Origin of the sequence: Pseudarthrobacter sp. NPDC092439, from assembly GCF_044754945.1 — a bacterium.
GTDB lineage: Bacteria > Actinomycetota > Actinomycetes > Actinomycetales > Micrococcaceae > Arthrobacter.
Map to the genome: position 1 here is coordinate 1 of NZ_JBIVQB010000009.1, position 24073 is coordinate 24073.

The following is a 24073-nucleotide window of genomic DNA, read 5'->3' on the forward strand; positions in this document are numbered from 1 at the left end:
GCTGCCCGAACACCTCCCGAACCCTACGGACCCGGAGCACTCCTGCCCGAACACCGAATACCCGCCCGATGACCCACCACCTGACCCAACCGGCCGCCACTACATCGATGCCCGCGACCTCCACCCCGCGCACCCCGCCTGGGACACCTACCCCTGCCCCGACACCCTCCCCGAAGACCCCTTGGGCGACGTCTGGGAGGCATTCCTCGAAACGATCCACACCACCGGACTGCTGCAGACCCAAGGCGGATGAAGTGGCGGGCTTTTGCGGTACGCACCATGGCGGATAGATTCATCAGCAAGATGACTAATTCGAATCCCACCATCGACGCCACCGCCTACTGGACCACCGCCAAGGAGCAGGGCGAGCTTCGTTCCGAGAAAATCCAGGCGCCGGGCCGGGGTGAAGCCCTCGTCCGTACCCTGTACTCGGGCATCAGCAAGGGCACGGAAATGGTGGTTCACCACGCCGCCGTTCCGCCGCGGGTCGCCAGCGAAATGCGCGCACCGCACCAGGAGGGCGAGTTCCCAGGCCCGGTGAAGTTCGGCTATCTGTCCGTTGGCATCGTGGAGGCGGGCCCCGAGGAGTGGAAGGGGCAGCGCGTTTTCTGCCTCAACCCGCACCAGGACCGGTATGTCGTCCCCGTGGACTCGCTGACCAGGATCCCGGACAACGTGCCCTCGCGCCGGGCGGTCCTCACCGGAACAGTGGAAACGGCCATCAACGCACTCTGGGAAGCGGGACCGCGGCTGGGGGACAGGGTTGCAGTGGTCGGCGCTGGCCTGGTGGGCGGGATGGTGGCAAAACTCCTGCGGTCCTTCCCGCTGGAACGCCTGCAGCTCGTGGACCTCGACCCCGCCAAACAGGGGCTGGCGAACGCCCTGGGAGTGGATTTCGTCCACCCCGATGAAGCCGCGGCTGACTGCGACATTGTCTTCCACTGTTCAGCCTCCCAGCAGGGCCTGGAGCGCAGCCTGCAGCTGGCCGGTGACGAGGGCGACATTATCGAAATGTCCTGGTACGCCAACCGGGACGTGACCGTGCCGCTCGGAGAGGACTTCCACGCCCGGCGCCTCTCCATCAGGGCGAGCCAGGTGGGCGTGGTTGCCCGCGCACGCCGGCATCGCCGCACCAACGCGGACCGCCTCGATTTGGCCGCTTCCCTTCTGGCCGACCCTGTTTTTGACGCGTTCCTTACCGGCTCGTCCTCGTTCGCCGAGCTCCCCGCAGTGGTCAAGGAACTTGCGAGCGGCAGGCGCGACGCGCTTTGCCACGTGATCGAATATCCCACCGACTCCAGCAACAGAACCTGAGGTAATCCATGTTCAGCCTGACCGTCCGACGCCACTTCATGATCGCGCACAGCCTCCCGCGGGAGGTATTTGGCCCTGCCCAGGGGCTGCATGGGGCAACCTTCGTCGCGGAGGTGACCTTCCGCCGCCGGGCGTTGAACGCGGACGCGATCGTCCTGGATATCGGCGCCGCCGGCACCATTATCGAGGAGGTCCTCGCGGACCTGAGCTACCGGAACCTGGACGATCACCCGGATTTCGCGGGCAAACTCAGCACCACCGAGGCCCTCGCCGAGTACGTCGCCCGGCGCGTGGCCCGGGAGGTTGAAAAGTCCGACGACGGCGCGCAGCTCGCTGGGATCGACGTCACCCTCCGCGAAAATCCGGATGCCTGGGCGACCTTTTCGCTGGATCTCGCCGACTGACCCGGCACCAGTGTGAACCCGCCCTCCATCCGGCTGCTGGTCCCGGGCAACATCCGGCACCATTCCGGCGGGAACGTCTATAACTCCCGGCTGGTTGAGAGTCTTCGCATGCTCGCCGCCGAGGTTGAGGTAGTTCCCGTCGAAGGGTCCTGGCCGGCCGCCTCTCCCCGCGAACGACGCCGGTTCGCGGGCCTTTTGGAACCGAAACAGGAGTACGGTCCCGGCGGAGCCGTGGTCATGGTGGATGGGCTGGTGGCGGTGGGCGCGCCGGACGAACTGGAGTTCGCCGCCAAAGCAGGGCGGCCGCCCTGGGTCCTGGTCCACATGACGGTTCCCGACACCGGGGAAACGGTGGCGAAAACCACCGGCAACCCCACCCTGGCCAGCGAGGCGCGCGCCTTGAAAGCGGCAGCAGGGGTAGTCTCCACCAGCAATACCGCGGCACGGACCCTCCAGGCGAGGCACGGCCTCAACATCCATGTGGCCTTGCCCGGAACGGATGCGGCGCCGCCGGCGCCGGGATCGGCCCCTCCCCACATCGTGATCGTGGCGGCGCTTCTCCCGAACAAGGACCAGTTGCTCGTGGTGGAGGCGCTGGCCAAGCTCCAGAACCTGAACTGGACCGCAGCGCTGGTCGGCTCTGATCAGGCGGATCCCGGATATGCCGCGCAGGTGAGGGAAGCATTGGTGCGCTTTGGTTTGACGGACCGATTGCGGCTCACCGGAGAACTTTCCGGTGCTGCACTCGAGGGGGAGTGGGCGCTGTCCAACCTAAGTCTCCTGGTCTCGCGGGAGGAGGCCTTTGGCATGTCAGTCACAGAGTCCCTGGCCCGCGGCATTCCGGTGGTAGTGCGGGACGGGACCGGTGCGGTGGAAGCCCTCGGCCACAGAATTTCCGGGTCCGGCGGCTCCGAACACCCCGCTCACATCCTGCCCGGTGCCGCGGTTCCCCTGGCACCCGGCGGGCAGGAAAGCCCGGCGGAACTGGCTGCCGTCGTCCGCCGCTGGCTGGAGGATCCGCAGCTGCGGGCCACGTGGCGCACGGCCGCGCTTGATGCCCGTTCCAGGCTGCCGGACTGGCAGCACACCGCGCGCACGGTCCTGGAGGCGCTGCGCGGCTAAAGACCAGGCGCGCGGAAAACGCGCGCCAGGCCTGCAGCCCTATATCCGGTGGGTCGCGAAAAACTCCCGCAACAGGGCGGCGCATTCGGCCTCACGGACGCCCGGGTAGACCTCCACCCAATGGTTGAGGCGGCGCTCGCGCAGAACGTCGAACACCGAGCCTGCCGCCCCGGCCTTCTCGTCCCACGCGCCGAAGACCACCCGGGGGATCCGCGACAACACAACCGCTCCCGCGCACATGGCGCACGGTTCAAGGGTGACCACCAGAGTGCAGTCGGCCAGCCGCCATCCGTCGTCCGCGCCGCCGCCAAGCCTTGCCCGTTCACGGAGCCGGGCCGCCGCCTCGCGGATCGCCACCACCTCGGCATGGGCGGTCGGGTCTCCGAGCTCCTCCCGCTGGTTGCGACCGGAACCCAGCAGGCCGCCGTCGGGCCCTATGACCACGGCGCCGATCGGCACATCCGCCGTGGCAAGGGCACGACGGGCCTCCGCGAGGGCGAGGCCCATCCATTCGTGGTGTGATTTTCCTGCGGAGACCATGGCTCAATGATAGTTTCGAAGGATCCCCAGAGCCCGTGACGACCATCCGCCGGGAGGCACAGTGAGTACTGTCAAAGACCGCATGGACAAATGGATCAAGCCGTACGCCGCCCTCTGGCTGACATTGATCGTAGGCGGCAGCCTTGTGGTGGCACTCGCGCTCCTCGGCGCGGAGGTCTACTCGAATGTGGTGGATGACGAAGGGCTCACCAACCTCGACATTCCGGCGCTGGAGTACTCGCAGACCCTCCGGAACCCGGAGCTGGACGCCTTCGTCACGGGGTTCACCAATATTGGCGGCGGGGTGGGGATGCCCATCCTGGCCAGCATCCTCACCGCCTGGTTAACCTTCCTGAGCAGGACATGGCGGCCGATTATCCTGGTGGGCGGTGCCGCGGCCGTCTCCATCTACGCCACCACCGTCGGCAAGCGCCTGGTAGGCCGGACGCGGCCCGACCACTCGGAAGCCGTCCCCCCGTTCGAGCACTCGCCGTCCTTCCCGAGCGGCCACACGCTCAACACGACGGTGGTCATCGGTGTGCTGCTGTACGTCCTGTGCCTGCAGTTCCATCAGCTCTGGGTGCGCGTTATGGCCGTCACCGCGGGAGTGATTTTTATCATCGCCATGGGCCTGAGCCGGGTCTTCCTTGGCCACCACTGGCTCACGGACGTCACTGCCGGCTGGCTGCTGGGCGGTGCCTGGGTGGGCCTGGTGATCCTTGCCCACAGGCTCTTCCATCTGACAAGGCGCAAGGAACACGTGGGTCCCGCACCCACGTTCGACCACCCCGTGGTGCGGGACGTCGTGGCGGAGAAAATCCACGACCACATGCCCGAACACCAGGGGGAGCGCGGAGCGGATGCGGGCCGGGGCCGCGGCCCGGGGGACCATCGTGCCGGGTGATAGTTTGGACCCATGCGCACTCTCGTTGTTGACCACCCCTTGGTCGCCCACAAGCTCACCGTCCTGAGGGACAAAAACACCCCCTCGCCGGTCTTCCGGCAGTTGACGGAGGAGCTGGTCACGCTGCTGGCGTACGAGGCCACCCGCGAGGTCCGCACCGAAGAAGTCACTATCGAGACCCCTGTCAGCACCACCGTGGGTACGGCTTTCACCAAGCCCACGCCGCTGGTGGTTCCGATCCTCCGCGCCGGCCTGGGGATGCTTGAGGGCATGACCAAACTGGTCCCCACGGCGGAGGTTGGCTTCCTGGGCATGGCCCGCGACGAGGAAACCCTGGACATCATCACCTACGCCGAGCGCCTGCCTGAGGACCTGACGGACCGCCAGATCTTCGTGCTGGACCCGATGCTTGCCACCGGCGGAACCCTCCGCGAGGCCATCAAGTTCCTGTTCAAGCGGGGCGCCTCTGACGTCACCTGCATCTGCCTGCTGGCCGCCCCGGAAGGCCTGGCCAAGCTCGAAGAGGAACTCTCCGGCGCCAACGTGACCATCGTGCTGGCCTCCATCGACGAGAAACTCAACGAAAAGTCCTACATCGTTCCGGGCCTGGGCGACGCCGGCGACCGCCTGTACGGCATCGCAGGTTAGCCGGCAGGACGGGTAACAGACCCCGCCCTGCCGGTCCCGGCCGGCGGGCCGGTCCTGCCTAGTACCAGTTGTTGGCGTAGTGGAAGTTCAGCGCGCCGCACGGTGACTGGTAGCGCTCCTTGATGTAGTCCAGGCCCCAGTTGATCTGCGTGCGGTAGTTGGTGAGGTAATCGGCTCCCGCGCTTGCCATCTTCTCGGCAGGCAGGGACTGCACGATGCCGTATGCGCCACTGCTGGAGTTGGTGGCCGTGGTCTTCCAGTCGGATTCCTTGGTCCACAGCGTCTTCAGGCACTGCATCTGGTCCGGCGCCCAGCCGTACGCCGCCAGCTGGCTGGCGGCGTAGGCCTGCGCGCCAGCGGGGTCGTTCACGGCGGCTGGCTTCGCAGCCTTGGCCTTCGCGGCAGCAGCCTTTTCGGCCGCGGCTTTGTCTGCGGCAGCCTTCGCAGCTGCAGCCTTCTCGGCGGCCGTCTTCGCGGCAGCAGCCTTCGTGGCGGCAGCCTTCTCAGCAGCGGCCGTCTTGGCGGCGGCTGCCTTGGCGGCGGCGGCTTCTGCCGCGGCGGACTGGAGCTCGCTCTTTTCGAGGGCCAGCTGCGCCTGCTGCTCAGCGGGGGAGAGCTGCGTGGCCGCGGGTTCCGTGGATGCAGCGCGGGTCATCGACTCTGTGGCCTGGCCTGCAGCGCCAACGCCCACCAGCAGCGCGCAGGATGCCGCCAGCACGGCAGCCCGGCGCCCCAATGCGGGAAAGGTGCCACGGCGGGAGCGCTTGGCCGCGCGGGCGGCTGCGCGGGTGGGAACGCCAGAATTTGGGCGCGGTTCTACCTGGAATTCAGACATGATGGATCGCCTCTCACACCTGCGGAGTTAGCTGTCGGGTTCGGATGAGGGCATCCGGCCGCACGGAACATTCACGTGCTGGCTTAACCCCAAGGGCCTGATAGCGTGCCCGGGACGGTGGGTCCCCCGCCTCTGCCATCGGTCTATCGGAGTCCGGGAAGCGGCAGAGCTCGGCGTCATCCGGACATGCGCCACGAACGGAAGCGCACCATTCGACGGTACAGGAGTTTCAGGCCGAAGTCACATTTTGGTAACAGAGATCACGACGGCGGCGCGTCGCCATTGCCTGCCGCCTCACCCGGACGTAATGGGCAGTCTGACTATGAAGCTCGTCCGGCCGGGCCGTGACTCGACGCTGACGGTGCCGCCGTGCGCCTCCACAATGGACTGTACGATCGACAGCCCCAGGCCGCTGGTCCCTTCGGCCGCCGCAGGGCCGCTTCGGTCGGAGGCGCCCTTCCGCGCCGCGTCTGCGCGGGCAAACCGGGCAAAGACCTTGTCCACGAACTCCGGGGGAATCCCGCCGCCGTCGTCCGTTACCGCAACCTCCGCGGCGCCGCCGGGAACCACCCTGACCCTCGTCTCCACGGTGGTGCCGGCAGGCGTGTGCTTGCGCGCGTTGGATAACAGGTTCATCAGCACCTGGCGAAGCTGTGCAGCATCGCCGGCAACGACCACGGGCTCCTCGGGCAGTTCCAGCCGCCAGTTGTGCCCCGGCGCCATGACCTTCTCGTCGCTGACACCTTCAATCACCAGCTGGGTCAGGTCCACGTCCGCCAGCTTCAGCGGCTGCCCCTCGTCCAGCCGGGCGAGCAGCAGCAGGTCCTCCACCAGCGCCGTCATGCGCTCGGACTGGCTTTGCACGCGGGCCAGTGACCGTTCGCCCTCAGGCGTGAAGTGCTCGGTCATGCGGAGCAGCTCGGTGTAGCCCCGGATCGCAGTCAGGGGAGTTCGCAGCTCGTGCGATGCGTCAGCTACGAACTGCCGCACCTTGGTCTCGCTGCGCTGCCGGGCCTGCAGCGCGTTGGCCACGTGGTCCAGCATGAGGTTCAGCGCGTGTCCCACGCTGCCTACTTCTGTTCCAGGATTGGCGTTCGACGGCGGCACCCGCACTGCCAGCGCGACCTCGCCTGCGTCCAGCGGGAGGCGGGAAACCCTGGTGGCCACCCCGGAAAGCTGCTCCAGCGGTTTCATCGTGCGGCGGATCAGCACCGTTCCGGCGAATCCCACGAGCAGCAGCCCGCCGAGCGACACGAAGAGGAAGGTCCATACGAGGGAGGCCAGCGTGCTTTCCTTGGCAGCGAGCGGCAGCCCGGTCACCAGGACGTCGTCAAACGATGTCTGCACGGCGACCAGCCGGTAGTTGCCGGTGGACAGCTTCCTGTCCACCGGTGCGGAGCCGGCCGCCAGCGCCTGGAGCGTCTCCTTGTCTTTCGCCGAAAGCGCTGACCGTGTGGTGTCCGGGGCCAGAAATCCTGCACTGTTGACCTGGCCGTCAACGATGCGCGCGTTCAGCGTCCCGACGCTCTGCCCCCGGGCATCCAGCGGGTCGCGCCCGTTGAAGCCACCCATGGGTGGCCGTCCCGGATCGTTGGACCGCTCCGCGGCCTGGGTCAGCTGGTCGTCAAGCTGGCGGGTCAGGAAGGTGTCCATGGAGGCGTAGCTGACTACCCCGACCGCGCCGCAGATCGTGATGAGCAGGGCCATGGCCAAAGCGGTGAGCCGGGTCCGGAGGTGCCAGGTGGCCGGCTTCAGCCAGTTCCGCGGCGCTCCGCTGGAGCCGGCAGGCCGTGCGGTGGCCGGCGGCGTTGGACCGGAGAATGCCATCTAGTCCGCCGGCTTGATGACGTAACCTGCACCCCGGACGGTGTGGATCATGGGCGGGTGCGCGGCATCGATCTTCTTGCGCAGGTACGAAATGTACAGCTCCACGATGTTGGCCTGGCCGCCGAAGTCGTAATTCCATACGCGGTCCAGGATCTGGGCTTTGCTGACCACGCGTCTCGGGTTCTCCATGAGGTACCGGAGCAGCTCGAACTGGGTTGCGGTGAGCTGGACGTCATCTCCGGCCCGGGTTACTTCGCGGGTATCGATGTTGAGGACCAGGTCTCCCACCACCAGCTCGGCGGTGTCCATGGCGGCCACTCCGGAGCGCTGCACCAGGCGGTGCAGGCGGAGCAGGACCTCCTCCATGCTGAACGGCTTGGTGACGTAGTCGTCGCCTCCGGCCGCGAGCCCAAGGATCCGGTCCTGGACGGCGTCCTTGGCGGTGAGGAACAGGGCCGGCACCTCAGGCGCGAAGGTACGGATCCTGCCCAGGAGCTCAACGCCGTCGAACCCTGGGAGCATGACGTCCAGCACCAGGACGTCGGGCCGGAACTCCTTGGCCAGTTTCACCGCCTGCGGACCGTCGGCAGCAACCGCCACGGACCAGCCGGCCATGCGCAGTCCCATGCTCATCAGCTCGGAAAGGCTGGGCTCGTCATCGACCACCAGGGCGCGGATCGGAGAGCCGTCGGGGTGGGAGAGTTGCGGCAGGTTGTTGGTCATGGAGTGCGAAGTGGCCATGGAGCAACTCTCCGATCTCTCGTTGTAGCCGGGCTTAGGGCAGCCTGTGCGCCCGCTGTGAAGTTCAGCCTAACGACCTGAACGCCGTGCCCGGAGGTCGTCCGCACACTGTCGGCCTGGTGTCCGAATGCCGGTCCGGGTGGACAGCGAACCCGTGCAGGCGGGGCGATTTCACGCCCGTGCGGGAAAATGCATTAAAGACATCGTTTGCGGCAGTCATCCGAATAAAGCGCTGGTATTGAGCGGGTTACCGACTGGTATTGGCATTTTCGTTGCTGTTACCGCCGAGTAATTGAATCGTGATTTGCGGCACATTAGTCCATTTCGTCTCATAATGCGGACGGTTTGGTCCATTGTTACTTGCAAGTTCGCATTGTTACGCGTCACACTTCCAATGTGAACAAGAACTCAACAGCACCTGCAGCCGCAGATTACTGGCACAGCGCACCTGCTGCCGCCGGGATGCGCTGTTGCCGAATGCACGCCTGACCTTCCCACCCTTTGAAGTTCTTAGGCATTCGCCCCACTAGCCCAGCGTCGGGCGCCCCTCCCCAGCATTGCGGGGACCAAGCATTCGAGCCGCGATGACGGCCATTCACATTGAGGTAAGCATTCATGTCAGTTGCATCCGGATACGTCCATATCTCCGTCCGTAACGCCGCCAAGGCTGCCCAGTCCACCGGATTCCGCCCCGGTCCCGGTTTCGGGCAGCGGACGCCTGCCGCTCCCGTCGGCGCCGGAAGCAGCTTCCCGGCCACGGGCTACGTACCCCAGGGCTACAACCCCAACTCATACGGCCAGCTCCGCGCAGTCCCGCAGGCAGAATCCGCGCCCATGACCGCCCCCACTCCCGTAGTGGCCGGGCCCAACGCAGTGCGCCCAGTGGCCAACGACAACGTAGCCCGCGGCTTCGTCCTGTATATGGGCATCGATGAGGAAACCGCTGCAGCAGCCGGTACCTCCATTGCCAAGCTCGCCCAGGAAATCCGTGCCTACGCCCAGTCGCTGGTGGCCGGTGCCGAAAGCTACGCAGCAGTTGCCATAGCCCCCGCCGGCACCCCAGGTTCCGCGCTCGACGTCGTACGCTCAACGTTTGGTGACCCCACCGTCAACGCCCGGCAGCGCACCGAAACCCCGCGCCCGGCGCAGCAGGAGCCCCGCCCCTCCGGTGTCCTGATCGACCTGGCCCGCCGCGAGGTACACCTGGACGGCGAATCCCTGAACCTGACGTTCAAGGAATTCGAGCTGCTGAACTACCTCGTGGAGAACGGAACGCGCACCGTGGGCCGCGACGAACTGCTCGAGGGCCTGTGGCGCAATGCCGAGGAAGTGCCCAATGAGCGCACCATCGACGTCCATATCCGCCGCCTCCGCTCCAAGCTGGGCCGTCTGGCCAACACCGTGCGTACCGTACGCGGCCAGGGCTACCGGTTCTACGAGCACCCCGAGGTTGTTGTCTGGGCCGCTCCGGAATACTCCATCTAGCTGGGCTCTCCCGGCATTGGGCCCCGCGGCTTGGGACTAGGCTTGGGCCATGAGTGGGCACCATCTTCGACGGCTTGTGTTGATGCGGCACGCCAAGGCCGACTGGCCTGGCGGCGTGGCGGACCACGAGCGTCCCCTCGAGGAGCGGGGACACCGTGAAGCGCCGCTGGCCGGGCGGTGGCTGCTCAAGCACAACATCGTGCCGGACTTCATCCTGTGTTCCAGCGCGTTGCGCACCCGGCAGACCTGCACTTGGGTGTGCTCGGAGCTCGGCGACAAGGCGCCGACGCCCAAGCTGGAGGACGGGCTGTACGAAGCGTCGGCCCTCGGGATTCTCGCCGTGGTGAACCATGTGCCGGACACCGTGACCACGCTGATGCTGATCACTCATCTGCCCGGCGTCCAGGACCTCGCCATGCACCTGGCTTCCCGCGATTCGGACCACGACGCCTATATGGACGCCGCCACCCGCTACCCCACCAATGCGCTGACCGTCCTGGAGACGGAGAAGCCGTGGGCCGAACTGGACGGCCAGGACGCCCGCATTACCCGGTTCAAGGTTCCGCGCGCGCACTGAAAGGCGCTGGTTCCGGTGCCCGTCCACCTGTCTGACGCCGCCGGGACGGGCGCGTCAGCGGCGCGGCGCCGGCTTTCGGGCAGGCTGCCTGGGCGGGGCTTGCTTTGCCGTCCCTCTAGCCGCGGCGCCTGGCTTTGCCGCGCCTTTTGCAGCGGACCCCTGCCGTTGCGCGGACGACGGCGCCTGCCGCAGCGGGGCGCGGCCGCCCGCCGTCGTGCGTGGTTGCGCAGGCTGCGGCCTTGCAGTCCGCGGCTGGGTGGCGCGCTGCACCGCAGGCCGTGTTGCGCCCCTTGCCGCCGCCCGCCGGACCGGCGGTTTCCGCGCTGCCCTCCCTGCCGGTGCGCGGCCGGGCCAGACAGCGCCGATGAACAGGACGGCGAAGGCGGCGACGAGCGAGCCGGCGGACAGGACGAAGTACGTGTCCGGATCGTCGGTGGGCAGCGGCGTGCCGATGAGGGACGACTGGCCGTCGAAGGAGAGCTCCCAGGTGCCCAGGAAGGCCAAGGCCCCGGCCACTGCGAGGCTGGTGCACAGCCCCCCGAGCACCAGCATTACGTGTCGGCGACGAAGGATGAGTTCCAGGATGCAGGCCAGGTAGGCGAGCCCGAGGACGCCGGCGAAAGCCACGAACACCGGCAGCGCCAGCGTCATCCCGGTGAGAACCAGGAGTCCGGCCGCGACGATGCCGGTGATGACCGCAAATTTTCCGCTGTTCCCCATCTGGCGCATGTGATCAATCATCCCCCGAAAACCCTGGGGAACCGGGCTCCTCCCCTACGTGCCCGCCGGAGGATTCTCCTACAGCCCGTATTTTTCCAGGAGCCGGAGCCACACTTCGCTGAGGGTGGGATAGGACGGGACGGCATGCCGGAGCCGGTCCAGCGGAACTTCGCCCACCACGGCGATCGTGGCAGCATGCAGGAGTTCTGCCACATCCGGACCGGCGAAGGTCGCGCCCAGGAGGACTTTTCTGTCCTCGTCGATCACCAGCTGCGCCCAGCCCTGATAGTTTTCGGCGTGCAGGGACGAACCGGCCACTTCGATGGGCAGCTCCACCGTGGAAGCGTTGTAGCCATCGTCCCGTGCCTGCTTCAGGTTTCTGCCCACAGCCGCGATTTCCGGATCCGTGAACACAATGCCGGGGACGGCGTGGTCATTGGCAGTTTGGGCGTAGCGGCTCCAGGCCCGGGGTGTGCCGTCCAGTTCGCCCTTCGCCCTGGCCGCAATGGCGTCGCCGGTGGCGCGGGCCTCGTATTTCCCCTGGTGGGTGAAGAGATGTTTACCCGCGGCGTCGCCTACCGCATAGAGCCAGGATCCTTCGCCGGGGGCGCCCCCGACCAGGCCTGTCGTGTCGGTGGAGAGCGTCAGGTTCCCCTGTTCGTCGGCTTCGAAGCCGAGGCTTTCAAGGCCCAGGCCCTGGAGCGCGGGCTGCCGGCCGGTGGACACCAGCACTTTGTCGGCCACGACTGTGGTGCGGCCTCCGGAGCCGTCATCGACCAGGAGGCACAGCGCGCCGTCGTCGTCCGTCGTGATGCTGTGGGTTGCCGTGTCGGTGCGAATATCCACTCCGTCGGCGCGCAACCCGGCGGCAACTAACTGTGCGGCTTCCTCGGGGAAGTTGCCCAGGAGCCGGCCGCGCGCCACGAGGGTGACGGCGGAACCCAGCCGCGCGAAGGCCTGCGCAAGTTCAGTCCCCGCCACGCCGCCACCCAGGACTGCCAGGCGCTCAGGGATCTCCTTGGCGGACGTCGCCTCGCGCGTGCCCCAGACTTCAACCTCATCCAGTCCCTCGATAGGGGGAGTGGTGGGCATGGACCCCGTGGCCAGGACCACTGCGCAGCGGGCGGCCAGCAGGTGCGAGGTGCCGTCAGTACCGGCCACCTCTACTGTCCTGGGCCCCGTCAGCCGGGCGTGGCCACGGATCAACTCGATCCCCGCCTCCTCGACCCACTGCACCTGGCTGACGTCCTCCCAGTTGGAAGTAAACCTGTCCCGGTTCTCGAGTACCGCGGCCGCGTGAAGTGTTCCGGTCACTGCTTCCTTGGCTCCGGGCATCGTCTGCGCGCCATGCAGTGCGGTGCCGGGCCGCAGCAGGGCTTTGGACGGCATGCATGCCCAGTACGAGCACTCACCGCCGACCAGTTCTGCCTCCACCAGCGCCGCAGTGAGGCCACCCTGGACAACCCGCTCTGCAACGTTTTCCCCCACGGCTCCTGCGCCGATCACGACTACGTCATATTCACGGTTCTGGGGATCAGGCGTCATGGGGACAGCGTACGCCCGGTCGGGGAGCCGGGCTGTGGCGCGGGGCTTCCTGTGAGGGCTGCGCAGTGGGCCTGGTGGGCCCGGGTATTCGACGCGCGAGGTGGTTTCCGACGCGCCTGGCGTTTTCGACGCGCATAGCTGGTTTCGACGCGACTGAGTGATTTCGACGCGACTGCGCGCCGGCGCTCTTCATATCTGGGGTGCGTCAATGAGGCTGCGCAGCGGGAACGGAGTTCAGCGTCGAAAACGTCCGGCCGGGCAACAAAAAACACCCCGGTCCGAAGACCGGGGTGTTTCATTTTGTGCGCCCAAAGGGATTCGAACCCCTGACCTTCTGTTCCGTAGACAGACGCTCTATCCAGCTGAGCTATGGGCGCATCTCGTGTTCTTGGAGAAGAACCGCTCTCCCCGAACCTCGAATTACTTTACGCGAGGGTGGCCCTTCGTGCCAAATCCAAACACGTGTAATCTGCATGACTAGACCGGTATAGGTGACCTTGATCACTTAACCCGCCGATTTGAGGGAAAAATTTGTTGAATCGGCGCGGTTTTTGGATTTTCGGCGGCCTGAGGCCCGGCGGCGGACCGAAAATGGCCGGTGGTACGGACCATAGCATTTAGGACACACCGATGAACCCGAGGAAGGGAACCGAAATGGGCGATCTGGCGCAGAAGCCGCTGCTTGAGAAAGCACCCACTACACATGCCGGTCTGCTGGCATGGGTTGAAGAGGTTGCTGAACTGACGCAGCCCGACCGTGTCTACTGGGTGGATGGTTCCGAGTCGGAGAACACCCGCCTGACGGACGAGCTCGTCCAGGCCGGAACCCTGACCCGCCTGAACCAGGACCTGTTCCCCAACTCCTTCGCCGCTTTCTCGGACCCCGCGGACGTGGCCCGCGTCGAAGAGCAGACCTTCATCTGCTCGGAGAACAAGCGGGATGCCGGCTTCACCAACAACTGGATGGCCCCGGCCGAGATGAAGGAAAAGCTGCGCGGCCTGTTCGCAGGCTCCATGCGCGGCCGCACCATGTACGTCATTCCGTTCGTCATGGGCCACCTGGATGCCGAGGACCCGAAGTTCGGTGTCGAGATCACGGACAGCGCCTACGTGGTTGCCTCCATGCGGATCATGGCGCGCATCGGCACCGATGTCCTGGACAGGATCACCGAGACCAACGCGTTCTTCGTGCCGGCCCTGCACTCCGTGGGCGCCCCGCTGGAGCCCGGCCAGGAAGACGTTCCGTGGCCCTGCAACCCGGACAAGTGGATCGTGCACTTCCCCGAAGAGCGCTCCATCTGGTCCTTCGGTTCCGGCTACGGCGGAAACGCGCTGCTCGGCAAGAAGTGCTATGCCCTGCGCATCGCCTCCGTCATGGCGCGCGACGAGGGCTGGCTGGCCGAGCACATGCTCATCCTGAAGCTCACCTCACCCGAGCAGAAGACCTACTACGTATCCGCTGCCTTCCCCTCTGCCTGCGGCAAGACCAACCTCGCCCTCCTCGACCCCACCATCGAAGGCTGGAAGGTGGAAACCCTAGGTGACGACATCACCTGGATGCGCTTCGGCAAGGAAGGCGAGCTGCGTGCGGTGAACCCCGAAGCGGGTCTCTTCGGCGTCGCTCCCGGAACCGGCTGGGGCACCAACCCCAACGCCATGCGTGCCATCGCCAAGGGCAACAGCATCTTCACCAACGTTGCACTGACGGACGACGGCGGCGTGTGGTGGGAGGGCATGACGGACGAAGTGCCCGCCCACCTGACTGACTGGCAGGGCAATTCCTGGACGCCGGATTCGGACAATCCGGCCGCGCACCCCAACTCGCGCTTCTGCACCCCAATAGACCAGATCGACATGCTGGCGCAGGAATACTACAGCCCCGAAGGCGTGGAGCTCTCCGCCATCCTCTTCGGTGGCCGCCGCAAGACCACCATCCCGCTGGTCACGGAGGCGCGCAGCTGGTCCAACGGCATCTTCATGGGATCCACGCTGTCTTCAGAAACCACCGCAGCAGCAGCCGGTGCGGTCGGCGTAGTCCGCCGCGACCCCATGGCGATGCTGCCCTTCATGGGCTACGACGCAGGGGACTACCTGAACCACTGGGTCAACCTGTCCGCCAAGGCTAACCTGGAGCGCCTGCCCAGGATTTTCCTGGTCAACTGGTTCCGCCGGAACTCCGAGGGCGGCTTCGCCTGGCCCGGCTTCGGCGACAACGCACGCGTGCTCAAATGGGCCATCGAGCGGCTCGAGGGCAAGGCCGACGCCGTCGAAACCCCTATTGGCTTCGTCCCCACCGGGGACGCCATCGACCTGGAGGGCCTGGACATGACCCCGGCGCAGGTCGAGGAAGCGGTGAAGGTCGACCCCGCCGAGTGGGCAGCCGAGCTCGCGTCCATCGAGGAATGGTTCGCCAACTTCGGCGAGTCCCTTCCGCAAGCGCTCCGCTCCGAGCTTGAAGGGCTCAAGTCCCGCCTCGGCTGATCTTCATGGCGCAGAACCCTTAAAGTACGACGGCGGCCCCGCACCTTTCGTGAAAGGTGCGGGGCCGCCGTCGTCCACCCACCCATGGATTGCTCCGCTTTGGTCGTTTTGAGGCGTGAAAACGGCCGGTATGGAGCAATCGACGTGGAAGGGAGTCAGCTGGCCAGCCAGATGTCGGGTCCGAAAACCTCGTAGTGGATGCGCGTGGCGGGGATGCCGGCGTTGATGGCTTGGTTGCGGATGTTCTTCATGAACGGAAGCGGGCCGCAGAGGTACAGCGACGCGTCAGCGGGAAGGTCCACTTCACGCAGGGACATGAAGCCCTCCTTGGCGCCTTCGACAGGCTTTTCGAGCCAGAGCTGCAGTTCGGCACCGTTCAGGCGTTCGACGTCGTCCGTCATCTGGCCGCGCAGCGCCCAGCTTTCGAGCGTGCTTTCCGCATGCAGGACCAGGACCTGGCGGTCTGAACCGGACTCGGCGAGGGAGCGGAGGATGGACGCGGTGGGCGTGCAGCCGATCCCGGCGGACGCGAGGATGACGGGACCTTCATTGTCCTTGAGCGTGATTTCGCCGTAGGGGTTTGAGATTTCGAGGATATCGCCCACCCGTACGTCGCGGTGCAGCACGGGGGAGACCTCGCCGCCGTCGTCCAGCTTGGTGGTGAAGGTGCGGCTGGTGCCGGCGTCGTCGGAAAGGGAGTACTGACGGACCTGGCGGAGGCCGTCCGGCAGCGTGACCTTGACGCTGACGTACTGGCCGGGAAGTGCCTCGGTGATGGGCGTGTCGTCCGCGGACTCCAAGGTGAAGGTCATGGCGCCGGTGCCGGCTGGAGTCTTGGCGGCCACGCGCCACGGAGCCCACATCCTGCTGTTGGCCTGGCGGGCGTACAGGGCCTTTTCGATCTTGATGAGGGCGTCCGCCATGAGCCAGTAGACCTCGGTCCAGGCCTCGGCGATTTCCGGGGTGATCACCTCGGACAGGTCATCGGCAATGGCTGCGAACAGGTGCTCGTAGACCACCTGGTACTGGGGTTCGGTAATGCCCAGCGATGCGTGTTTGTGGGCGATCCGGGACAGAACGGTTTCCGGCAGGGTGCCCGGGTTATTCACCAAGTGGGTCGCGAAAGCGGCGATGCTTCCGGCGAGGGCCTGCTGCTGGTTGCCCGAGCGCTGGTTGGAGCGGCTGAACAGGCCGTCCAGCAGTTCCGGATGTGCGGCGAAAAGGCGGGAGTAAAACTTGGGGGTGATCTCCCCGATGCGGGAGCCCACCAAAGGCAGGGTTGCTTCGATGATGGGGCGGGATTTGTCCGAGAGCACGGGAACTCCTGAGGTAGCGGCCGGGGCCTTCGTCCGGCCTTCGCGAATACTGGCATTTGGAATGCATGTATTCATGGCTCAATTTCTACAGGTCGTAGAAAGAGGATGCAAATTGGGCCGCACCGGCCCTAGCGCCAGCGCTCCAGGCCGGGGCGAAGCCCGATCATTTCGAAGACAGGGGCCATCTGCCGGGACACGGGAAGGTCCGCAATCCGAACCGAATCGAGTTCGCTGTAGAAGGCTTCCCGGGCGCGGGCGAGGGCCGCACGGAGGCGGCATTCGTTGATGAGGGGGCAGTTGCCGCTGGGCGCCACGCAGTCGGCAGGGTCGCTCCGGGTGTCGAGCCCGCGCAGGATCGCACCCACAGTGGCGGTCCGGCCGGCATGGCTGAGCGTCGCTCCGCCGGCCCTGCCACGGACCACTTCGATCAGACCCATGCTGCGCAGCTTGGCCATCGCCTTGCTCACGTGGTTGTAGGGCGTGGCCACCGAGTCCGCCACGTTCTGCGTCGTCAGCAGAGTTCCCTCCGGGGCGGCGGCCAACACCATGAGTGCCCTCAGGCTCACATCTGCGAAGGCGTTGATTTTCATGGCAGCTGCCGGTCTAGTCCACCCAGATGGCGGGCTGGCTGGAATCCGCACCGAGCTCGCCGAACTCCAGGGTTCGGGTCTCGGCGTTGGCGACGTACGGCAGCACGGCTGCGAACACCGAACCGTCGCTGTGCTCCGCGGCAACGTGGATGGCGTCCGAATCGTCCTCCACCAGTTGGACGTCGCAAACCACGGCGGCCGCACGGAAACCGCTGCGGTTCTGCCGCAGCACGGCCTGCAGGTCGCTGATCATCACATCGGCGTCGAAGTCTGCGTCCGTCCCCTCCGGCGCGTCAGCCGGTGACACGGCAACCAGCCGCACCTCGCCGTCGTTCTGGACCGTCAGGGCGAAGGGCAGGAAGCCGCCGTTGCGCTGGAGTTGTTCCTGGGCGGCACTGATGCCGGTTCCCAGGAGGTTTTCCAGATCGGTGGCCGAATCCTCCGGAACGGACTCACGCCAGGAGGATTCGGGTTCGAAGGGCACATGTCCTGCGGTTTCGGCCATGCTCAGGCCCGGACCAATGCCAGCACCCGGTCGCGGATGCGTTCCATGGTGGCGCGGTCCGTCGCCTCGGCGTTGAGCCGGAGGAAGGGCTCCGTGTTGGACGGGCGCAGGTTGAACCAGTAGCTGCCGTCATTGGCGGTGAAGGTGCTGCCGTCCATGGAATCGATGGTGATGTCCTCGCCTGCGAAGTCCGCCCGGACCCGTTCCACCGCTGCGGGCTTGTCCTCGACTTCGGAGTTGATTTCACCGGAGCTGATGTAGGGCTCGTATTCCCGGCCCAGTTCGGACAGGGGTCCGTCCTGCTCGCCGAGGGCCGCAAGGACGTGCATTGCTGCCAGCATTCCGGTGTCCGCGTTCCAAAAGTCGCGGAAGTAGAAGTGCGCGGAATGCTCGCCGCCGAACACGGCGCCTTCCTCAGCCATGACTGCCTTGATGAACGAGTGGCCCACCCGCGTGCGGACGGCGCGGCCGCCGTCGTGCGCCACCAGTTCGGGGACCGCGCGCGAGGTGAGGAGGTTGTGGATGATCGTGGGCACGGCCTCGCCCTGCGCCTTGGCGCGGGCAATTTCGCGGCGCGCCACCATTCCGGTGATGGCCGACGGCGACACAGGCTCGCCCTTTTCGTCCACGACGAAGCAGCGGTCGGCATCGCCGTCGAACGCCAGGCCGATGTCCGCACCGTGCTCGATGACGGCGGCCTGCAGGTCTCGGAGGTTCTCCGGTTCCAGCGGGTTGGCGGGGTGGTTCGGGAAGGATCCGTCCAGCTCGAAGTAGAGGGGGACGATGTCGAACGGGAGCTTGGGCAGCAGCGCGTCGCCGAGCACCGCAGGGGTGGTCAGGCCGGCCATGCCGTTACCCGCGTCCACCACGACCTTCAGCGGACGGGAACCGGAGAGGTCCACCAACTGGCGGAGGTATTCGGCGTAGTCCTTCAGGACGTCCCGGACACTGATTTGCCCCCGGCTTTCCGCGGCCGGAATGGTGCCCTCGTTGAGGTACTGCTCGGCGAGCGTCTGGATGTCCTTGAGGCCGGTTTCGGAGGAGATGGGCACAGCGCCGGCCTTTGCCATCTTGATGCCGTTGTATCCGGCAGGGTTGTGACTGGCGGTGAAGGTGGCTCCTGCCCGGTTGAGGAAGCCGCAGGCGAAATACAGCTCGTCCGTGGAGATCAGGTCAAGGAGTTCCACGCTGGCGCCGCGGGCGGCTGCACCATTGGCGAAGGCTTTGCTGAAGTCGGGAGAGGAGGGCCGCATGTCGCCGCCCACCAGGATGGTCTGTCCTTCGAGCTGCAGGACGTCAACGAACGCTGCCCCCACGGCTTCGACGATTTCGGCGGTGATGGTCTCGCCCACGATGCCCCGGACGTCGTAGGCCTTGAAGGATGCCGAGAGGTCAAAAGTCGTTGTTTGTTCGCTAGTCACGCGCCTTATCTTACGTGGACAGGCCGGAATCCGGCTCTCTGTGGAGGAGCAGTGGGACCGGCCCGCTGTTTTCCACACAGCTGCCGGCGGTGTGCCCGCTGTCGGGGGTGGCTGGGATACTGAACCAATGGTCGATAACCAGCACGCCACCGTACTTTCCGATTCCACCGCATCCTTGTCCGCTGCCACTGCGCCGTCTCCGACCCGGGGGCAGGCGCTTGAAATACTTCGCGGCCTGGTGGGCCATCCGGAGGCGGATTTCCACGACGGGCAGTTTGAGGCCATCGAGGCACTGGTCGACGGCGGTCGGCGGGCTTTGGTGGTCCAGCGCACCGGCTGGGGCAAATCGGCCGTGTACTTCGTGGCATCCCTGCTGCTCCGGCGCCGGGGTGCCGGGCCCACGCTCATCGTCTCGCCCCTGTTGGCCCTGATGCGGGACCAGGTGGCCGCGGCAGCCCGGGCGGGGGTGCGCGCGGTCGCCATCAACTCGGCCAATCAGCTCGAGTGGGACACCGTCCGGGAACAGCTGGCCGCGGATGAGGTGGATGTCCTGCTGGTCTCGCCGGAGCGGCTGACAAACCCGGCGTTCCGGGAGACCCAGCTGCCGGAGCTGATGCGGCGTACGGGGCTGCTGGTGATCGATGAGGCGCACTGCATCTCGGACTGGGGGCACGATTTCCGTCCGGACTACCGGCGCATCGCAGACCTGATCAGGCAGCTCCCTGAGACGGTCCCGGTGCTGGCCACCACCGCCACGGCCAACTCCCGCGTGGTGCACGACATCGAAGAACAGCTGGGGTCCGGCGTCCTCACCATCCGCGGCTCGCTGGGCAGGGAGTCCCTGCGCCTGGGCGTCCTTGCGTTGCCGGATCCCCGCCAGCGGCTTGGCTGGCTCCTGACGCACCTGGCGGACCTGCCCGGCAGCGGCATCATTTACACGTTGACGGTCTCCGCCGCCGAGGACACCGCCCGGCTTCTGGCCGAGGCCGGCCACAAAGTGCTGGCCTACACGGGCCGGACCGACCCGGCTGACCGGGAAAACGCCGAGCAACTTCTGAAGGACAACCACGTCAAGGCGCTTGTGGCCACGTCCGCGCTGGGCATGGGTTTCGACAAACCGGACCTTGGGTTCGTGGTCCACCTTGGCGCGCCCTCTTCGCCGGTTGCCTACTACCAGCAGGTGGGCAGGGCCGGTCGTGGAGCGGCCAACGCGGATGTCCTGCTGCTGCCCGGATCGGAGGACCGGGACATCTGGCAGTATTTTGCCACCGCCTCCATGCCCTCGGAAGAAAAAGCGGCGGCGGTCCTAAACGTTCTCGGCGATGCCGGAACTGCACTGTCCACTGTGGCGCTCGAAGCACGGGTGGACCTGCGCCGCACGCCGCTTGAACTGCTGCTGAAGGTGCTCTCCGTGGATGGCGCCGTGGAGCGGGTGGGAGGCGGCTGGCGGTCCACCGGGCAGCCCTGGATCTATGACGCGGACCGGTACCGGCGGATCGCCCAGGCCCGCGTTGACGAGCAGGACTCCATGGTGGTTTACCAGGACACCGCCGGCTGCCGGATGGAATACATCACTTCAGTCCTGGACGATGAAACGGCGCGGGCATGCGGAAGATGCGATAACTGCGCCGGCCGGTGGTTCCCCGCCGACATTGCCGCCGATGCAACCGATGCAGCCGGCCAGACTCTCAGCAGGGCGGGCGGTGTCCTGGAACCGCGGCTGCAGTGGCCGAGCGGAATGGACCGGCTGGGCGTTCCCGTCAAGGGAAAGCTGAAGGCGGGGGAAAGCCTGTCCGAAGGGCGTATCCTTGCCCGGCTCACAGACTTGGGTTGGGGCGGCGCGCTCCGCGGGGTGTTCGCGGCCGGTGCCGGTGACCGGCCCGTCGATCCGGCCATGCTGCAGGCATGTGTCCAGGTGCTGCGCGAGTGGGGCGCCGGCGACGGGCGCACACCGGGTTGGAGCGGTGCCGGCAGGCCCGCGGCGATCGTGAGCGTACCCTCGCGGAGCAAGCCCGAACTTGTGGGTTCCCTGGCCAAGGGCATTTCGGAGATCGGCCGCATCCCCTATCTGGGTGAGCTGGAGCTGGCCCACGGCGGACCCACAGGAGGCCGCGGCGGCAACAGCGCTTACCGGTTGGCGGGTGTCTGGGACCGGATCGTAGTGGGCGCCGAGCTGGAACAGGCGCTCGCGTCCCTTCGGGGCCAGCCGGTGATGCTCATAGATGACCTTGTGGACAGCCGGTGGACGGTCACTGTCGCTGGCCGTGCCCTGCAGCAGGCAGGCGCGGGGCCGGTCCTGCCACTGGTGCTGGCCCAGGCCGGCTGACCCCAGAGGCGCCGCCAAGCTGGCCGACCAGTCGAGGCACCGTGCCGGCGCTCCCGCCGATCCCGGCACCAGGCGTAGTGCCAGTGACGGAACCGGCGGGGACACGTCCGGATACGAAAACACCCCCGGTCCGAAGACCGGGGGTGTTACCGATGACCCGGCTCATCCGTGAAGGATGTCTCGACTCATCAAAAACGCGGAGACGGGGGGATTTGAACCCCCGGTCGAGTTTAACCCCGACCCTTCATTAGCAGTGAAGTCCATTCGGCCGCTCTGGCACGTCTCCGAGTGCTATTACTAGCCCACCAAGGATACGCAGATCCGGCCATGCAGTGCAAAACGGGGCGGTTTCACCGAAAAAGGCCCAAAAGGTTCAGGGCGCTGGCCCCACAAGCCCCCCATGGAGGGCTCCGGAGGCGCCAGGCAGGAAGCCACCCGGGGTCCCCGAACAAGTAGACCAGCCATCAGGATCGCCCGCCTGCCAGGGCCTTCCACAGGAAATGCTGGCTGCGCGCCTGCAGGGCGGCGGCCTGCCGGTTGTCCGATGCCCCGGCGTGGCCGCCCTCGAGGGCCTCGTGGAACCAGACGTTGGGGATGCCCATTGCCTGCATGCGGGCCGCCATCTTGCGCGCCTGCACGGGTCCCACCCGGTCGTCGGAGGTGGCCGTCCAGATGAACGTCTCCGGGTATTCCACCCCGTCGCGCAGGAGGTGGTACGGCGAGAAGGTCTTGATGAACTCCCACTGTCCGGGGACGTCAGGGTCACCGTATTCGGCGATCCAGGAGTGGCCGGCGGAGAGCCGGGTGTAGCGGCGCATGTCCAGCAGCGGCACCCCGCAGGAGACCGCTCCGAACAGTTCGGGGTACCGGGTAAGCATGTTGCCCACCAGCAGCCCGCCGTTGGATCCGCCCACGCAGCCCAGCCGCTCGCGTGACGTCACCCCACGGGAAATCAGGTCACGGGCAACCGCTGCGAAGTCCTGGTACGCCTTGTGGCGGTTTTCCTTCAGTGCGGCGCGGTGCCACGCGGGCCCGTATTCACCGCCGCCGCGGATGTTCGCCACCACGTAGACACCGCCGCGGGAATGCGGGGCTTCACCGTCTGCACCGGGCAGGCCGGTGGTGCGCCGTTCCAGCCAGGCCCTGCCCACCGCCCCGCTGTACGCCGGGGTGCGCGAAATCTCGAACCCGCCGTACCCGGAAAGCTGTGTGGGGTTCTGCCCGTCCAGCGGCAGGTCCCGGGCGGCAACCTGGAAGTACGGAACCCGGGTCCCGTCGTCGGACACGGCGAAGTGCTGCTGCACTTCATAGCCACCGTCATCAAAGAACGACGGCGACGCCTTCACCACCGCATGCCGGCTCACCACGTCCGGGACCCCGCCGTCGCTGTGGTTGCGTTCCAGCGTGCCGCGCATCAGGGTACTGGGGGTGGTAAACCCGGTGGCGACGAGCCAGAAATCGTCGCCCGCACCGCCGTCGGCAGCTGCCTGGTCCTCGTCGTCCACGGCGTAGGCGTTGACATCGTGCAGCGGCGGGCAGGCGTCCAGCGGCGAAGCCGCCCAGCCGGAAGTCCCGGATCCGGCAGACCCGGCCTGCGACGGATCCAGCACCCGGATCTCGGAGGAGACGTCCTTCAGGAGGTTCAGCAGCAGGAAGTTCCGGGTCCAGCTCCAGGACTGCAGGGAGGTGTGGGCGTCCGGGGCGAACAGGACGATGAGGTCGCGGCCGCCGGCCAGGTAGCCGTCAAAGGACGCCGCCAGCAGTGAACCGGCCGGGTAGGTGGTCCCGTTGAGCAGCCAGTCCTGCTGCGGCCGAAACAGCAGCCACTCCCGGTGCGCGCTGATATTCACGTCGCTGGGAACGTCAATGACCACCCACCCGCCGTCCCGCCACACCAGGTTGGTCCGGTTGAAGAAGTCGATGCAGTCAATGGCGAAGGTCCGTTCGAAGCCCGGAGTCGAATCGTGTGCAACCACGGCCATCATGTGGTCCTCGGGCACCTCGAAAAGCCGGGGAGCGGCCGCAAGGCCGGTACCGCGCCGCAGGGTCACCGCGGTCCGGGCGTAGGAGGACGCCGTCGCCGGCAGTCCGCCGGCAGTGGAGGCGACCAGCAGCGTGTCCGCATCCAGCCACGACACGTTGCCCTTCGCCGTCGGGAGGTCAAAACCGCCGGACGCCGGGTCCACGAACGCCCGGGCCTCGACGTCGAACTCGCGGTAGCGGTTCGCGTCGCCGCCGTCGGGGGAGAGGGCCAGGAGTGCCAGCCGGTAGGGTTCTCCCGCGGGAGGCCGCAGGAAGGTGGCCCCGTGGAATACCCATTCCTCGCCCTCCGCAGCGGCCAGGGCGTCCACGTCCAGCAGGACATCCCACTCGGGGGAGTCCGTGCAGTAGCTCTCCCAGGTGGTGCGCCGCCACAGGCCTTTGGGGTTCTCCCGGTCCTTCCAGAAGTTGTAGTACCAGTCGCCGCGCTTGCCCACCATGGGGATGCGGTCGGTGGAATCGAGCACCTCCAGGATGCTGCCTTCGAGTTCGGCATACTCCGCGTCCTGCAGGAGGTCCTCGGTGCGGGAGTTCTGTTCGCGGACCCAGGCCAGCTGTTCCTCACCGTAGATCTCCTCCAGCCAGACGTTCTCGTCGGTAGGTTCGGGGGAGGTGGCGGGGCCGGACACGGGCGCAGGATCAGCAGCAGTGGTGGTCATGCGCCCCATCCAAACAACATCCCCTGGGGCTGGCAAGTCAAGCGATGGGCCCACGCCCTGCTTTCAGCCCGTA

Annotated in this window: 21 protein-coding genes, 2 tRNA genes and 1 riboswitch; of the genes, 10 read left to right on the top strand and 13 right to left on the bottom strand. The window is 66.7% G+C overall.

Features of this window, described 5'->3' with window-relative positions; translation table 11 throughout:
• The 4 genes from ACIQCM_RS15020 to ACIQCM_RS15035 all read left to right on the top strand — a co-directional run.
• A partial coding sequence (locus ACIQCM_RS15020) for a hypothetical protein (RefSeq protein WP_400633687.1) occupies positions 1–253 on the top strand: 253 nt, incomplete at its 5' end.
• 50 nt (positions 254–303) lie between these two features.
• The gene (locus tag ACIQCM_RS15025; RefSeq protein WP_400606861.1) at positions 304–1314 is read left to right on the top strand and encodes a zinc-binding alcohol dehydrogenase; all 1011 of its coding nucleotides are present in this window, start codon (positions 304–306) and stop codon (positions 1312–1314) included.
• Between the two features lie 8 nt (positions 1315–1322).
• Positions 1323–1718: a 6-pyruvoyl trahydropterin synthase family protein gene (locus ACIQCM_RS15030; protein WP_400606864.1), complete on the top strand. Its 396-nt coding sequence runs from the start codon at positions 1323–1325 to the stop codon at positions 1716–1718.
• Between the two features lie 12 nt (positions 1719–1730).
• Positions 1731–2840 carry a glycosyltransferase family 4 protein gene (locus tag ACIQCM_RS15035; RefSeq protein ID WP_400606865.1) on the top strand — a complete coding sequence of 370 codons (1110 nt, stop codon included), beginning with the start codon at positions 1731–1733 and terminating at the stop codon, positions 2838–2840.
• 39 nt (positions 2841–2879) lie between these two features.
• On the opposite strand, the gene ACIQCM_RS15040 is transcribed toward ACIQCM_RS15035, so the two are convergent.
• Positions 2880–3380: a nucleoside deaminase gene (locus tag ACIQCM_RS15040; RefSeq protein ID WP_400606867.1), complete on the bottom strand. Its 501-nt coding sequence runs from the start codon at positions 3378–3380 to the stop codon at positions 2880–2882.
• Positions 3381–3441: 61 nt separating this feature from the next.
• Here ACIQCM_RS15040 and ACIQCM_RS15045 point away from each other — a divergent pair, with 61 nt between their 5' ends.
• Complete coding sequence (locus tag ACIQCM_RS15045; RefSeq protein WP_400606870.1) at positions 3442–4284, top strand: phosphatase PAP2 family protein; 843 nt, start codon at positions 3442–3444, stop codon at positions 4282–4284.
• A 12-nt stretch (positions 4285–4296) separates the two neighbouring features.
• The gene (upp, locus tag ACIQCM_RS15050; protein ID WP_377216696.1) at positions 4297–4932 is read left to right on the top strand and encodes a uracil phosphoribosyltransferase; all 636 of its coding nucleotides are present in this window, start codon (positions 4297–4299) and stop codon (positions 4930–4932) included.
• Positions 4933–4990: 58 nt separating this feature from the next.
• On the opposite strand, the gene ACIQCM_RS15055 is transcribed toward upp, so the two are convergent.
• From ACIQCM_RS15055 to ACIQCM_RS15065, 3 genes are all read right to left on the bottom strand, one after another.
• The gene (locus ACIQCM_RS15055) at positions 4991–5767 is read right to left on the bottom strand and encodes a hypothetical protein (protein ID WP_400606872.1); all 777 of its coding nucleotides are present in this window, start codon (positions 5765–5767) and stop codon (positions 4991–4993) included.
• Positions 5768–5772: 5 nt separating this feature from the next.
• Positions 5773–5953, bottom strand: a riboswitch (cyclic di-AMP (ydaO/yuaA leader).
• 108 nt (positions 5954–6061) lie between these two features.
• Entirely contained in the window at positions 6062–7594 is a 1533-nt protein-coding gene (locus ACIQCM_RS15060; RefSeq protein WP_400606873.1) for a sensor histidine kinase, read from the bottom strand.
• Positions 7595–8335, bottom strand: a complete 741-nt coding sequence (locus ACIQCM_RS15065; protein WP_400606875.1) for a response regulator transcription factor — start codon at positions 8333–8335, stop codon at positions 7595–7597. It abuts the gene before it with no gap.
• 615 nt (positions 8336–8950) lie between these two features.
• Between ACIQCM_RS15065 and ACIQCM_RS15070 the strand changes: the two genes are divergently transcribed.
• Positions 8951–9820, top strand: a complete 870-nt coding sequence (locus tag ACIQCM_RS15070) for a winged helix-turn-helix domain-containing protein (RefSeq protein ID WP_400606878.1) — start codon at positions 8951–8953, stop codon at positions 9818–9820.
• 49 nt (positions 9821–9869) lie between these two features.
• Positions 9870–10397 carry a SixA phosphatase family protein gene (locus ACIQCM_RS15075; RefSeq protein ID WP_400606881.1) on the top strand — a complete coding sequence of 176 codons (528 nt, stop codon included), beginning with the start codon at positions 9870–9872 and terminating at the stop codon, positions 10395–10397.
• Positions 10398–10451: 54 nt separating this feature from the next.
• Here ACIQCM_RS15075 and ACIQCM_RS15080 read toward each other — a convergent pair whose 3' ends face one another.
• From ACIQCM_RS15080 to ACIQCM_RS15090, 3 genes are all read right to left on the bottom strand, one after another.
• Positions 10452–11126: a hypothetical protein gene (locus ACIQCM_RS15080; protein WP_400606884.1), complete on the bottom strand. Its 675-nt coding sequence runs from the start codon at positions 11124–11126 to the stop codon at positions 10452–10454.
• A 69-nt stretch (positions 11127–11195) separates the two neighbouring features.
• Positions 11196–12662 (bottom strand): dihydrolipoyl dehydrogenase family protein, encoded by a 1467-nt coding sequence (locus ACIQCM_RS15085; protein WP_400606887.1) that lies wholly within the window; start codon positions 12660–12662, stop codon positions 11196–11198.
• 303 nt (positions 12663–12965) lie between these two features.
• Positions 12966–13039: transfer RNA gene (locus ACIQCM_RS15090), tRNA-Arg, on the bottom strand.
• 277 nt (positions 13040–13316) lie between these two features.
• Here ACIQCM_RS15090 and ACIQCM_RS15095 point away from each other — a divergent pair.
• The gene (locus ACIQCM_RS15095; RefSeq protein WP_400606987.1) at positions 13317–15143 is read left to right on the top strand and encodes a phosphoenolpyruvate carboxykinase (GTP); all 1827 of its coding nucleotides are present in this window, start codon (positions 13317–13319) and stop codon (positions 15141–15143) included.
• Positions 15144–15298: 155 nt separating this feature from the next.
• Here the strand turns inward: ACIQCM_RS15095 and ACIQCM_RS15100 are convergent, their stop codons facing one another.
• The 4 genes from ACIQCM_RS15100 to ACIQCM_RS15115 all read right to left on the bottom strand — a co-directional run bounded on the left by ACIQCM_RS15100 (position 15299) and on the right by ACIQCM_RS15115 (position 18975).
• Positions 15299–16459, bottom strand: coding sequence for a globin domain-containing protein (locus ACIQCM_RS15100; RefSeq protein WP_400606890.1), 1161 nt, complete (start codon positions 16457–16459; stop codon positions 15299–15301).
• Between the two features lie 128 nt (positions 16460–16587).
• Positions 16588–17049, bottom strand: a complete 462-nt coding sequence (locus ACIQCM_RS15105) for an RrF2 family transcriptional regulator (protein WP_400606893.1) — start codon at positions 17047–17049, stop codon at positions 16588–16590.
• 13 nt (positions 17050–17062) lie between these two features.
• Positions 17063–17554 carry a hypothetical protein gene (locus ACIQCM_RS15110; protein ID WP_400606896.1) on the bottom strand — a complete coding sequence of 164 codons (492 nt, stop codon included), beginning with the start codon at positions 17552–17554 and terminating at the stop codon, positions 17063–17065.
• A gap of 2 nt (positions 17555–17556) precedes the next feature.
• The gene (locus ACIQCM_RS15115) at positions 17557–18975 is read right to left on the bottom strand and encodes a phosphomannomutase/phosphoglucomutase (protein ID WP_400606898.1); all 1419 of its coding nucleotides are present in this window, start codon (positions 18973–18975) and stop codon (positions 17557–17559) included.
• A 127-nt stretch (positions 18976–19102) separates the two neighbouring features.
• Here ACIQCM_RS15115 and ACIQCM_RS15120 point away from each other — a divergent pair, with 127 nt between their 5' ends.
• A complete protein-coding gene (locus ACIQCM_RS15120) occupies positions 19103–21301 on the top strand; it encodes a RecQ family ATP-dependent DNA helicase (RefSeq protein ID WP_400606901.1) in 2199 nt (732 codons plus the stop codon).
• A 197-nt stretch (positions 21302–21498) separates the two neighbouring features.
• Here ACIQCM_RS15120 and ACIQCM_RS15125 read toward each other — a convergent pair.
• Together ACIQCM_RS15125 and ACIQCM_RS15130 are read right to left on the bottom strand one after the other, a co-directional pair.
• Positions 21499–21587, bottom strand: a tRNA-Ser gene (locus ACIQCM_RS15125).
• Between the two features lie 178 nt (positions 21588–21765).
• Positions 21766–24000 carry a prolyl oligopeptidase family protein gene (locus ACIQCM_RS15130; protein WP_400606904.1) on the bottom strand — a complete coding sequence of 745 codons (2235 nt, stop codon included), beginning with the start codon at positions 23998–24000 and terminating at the stop codon, positions 21766–21768.
• Between the last annotated feature and the right edge of the window lie 73 nt (positions 24001–24073).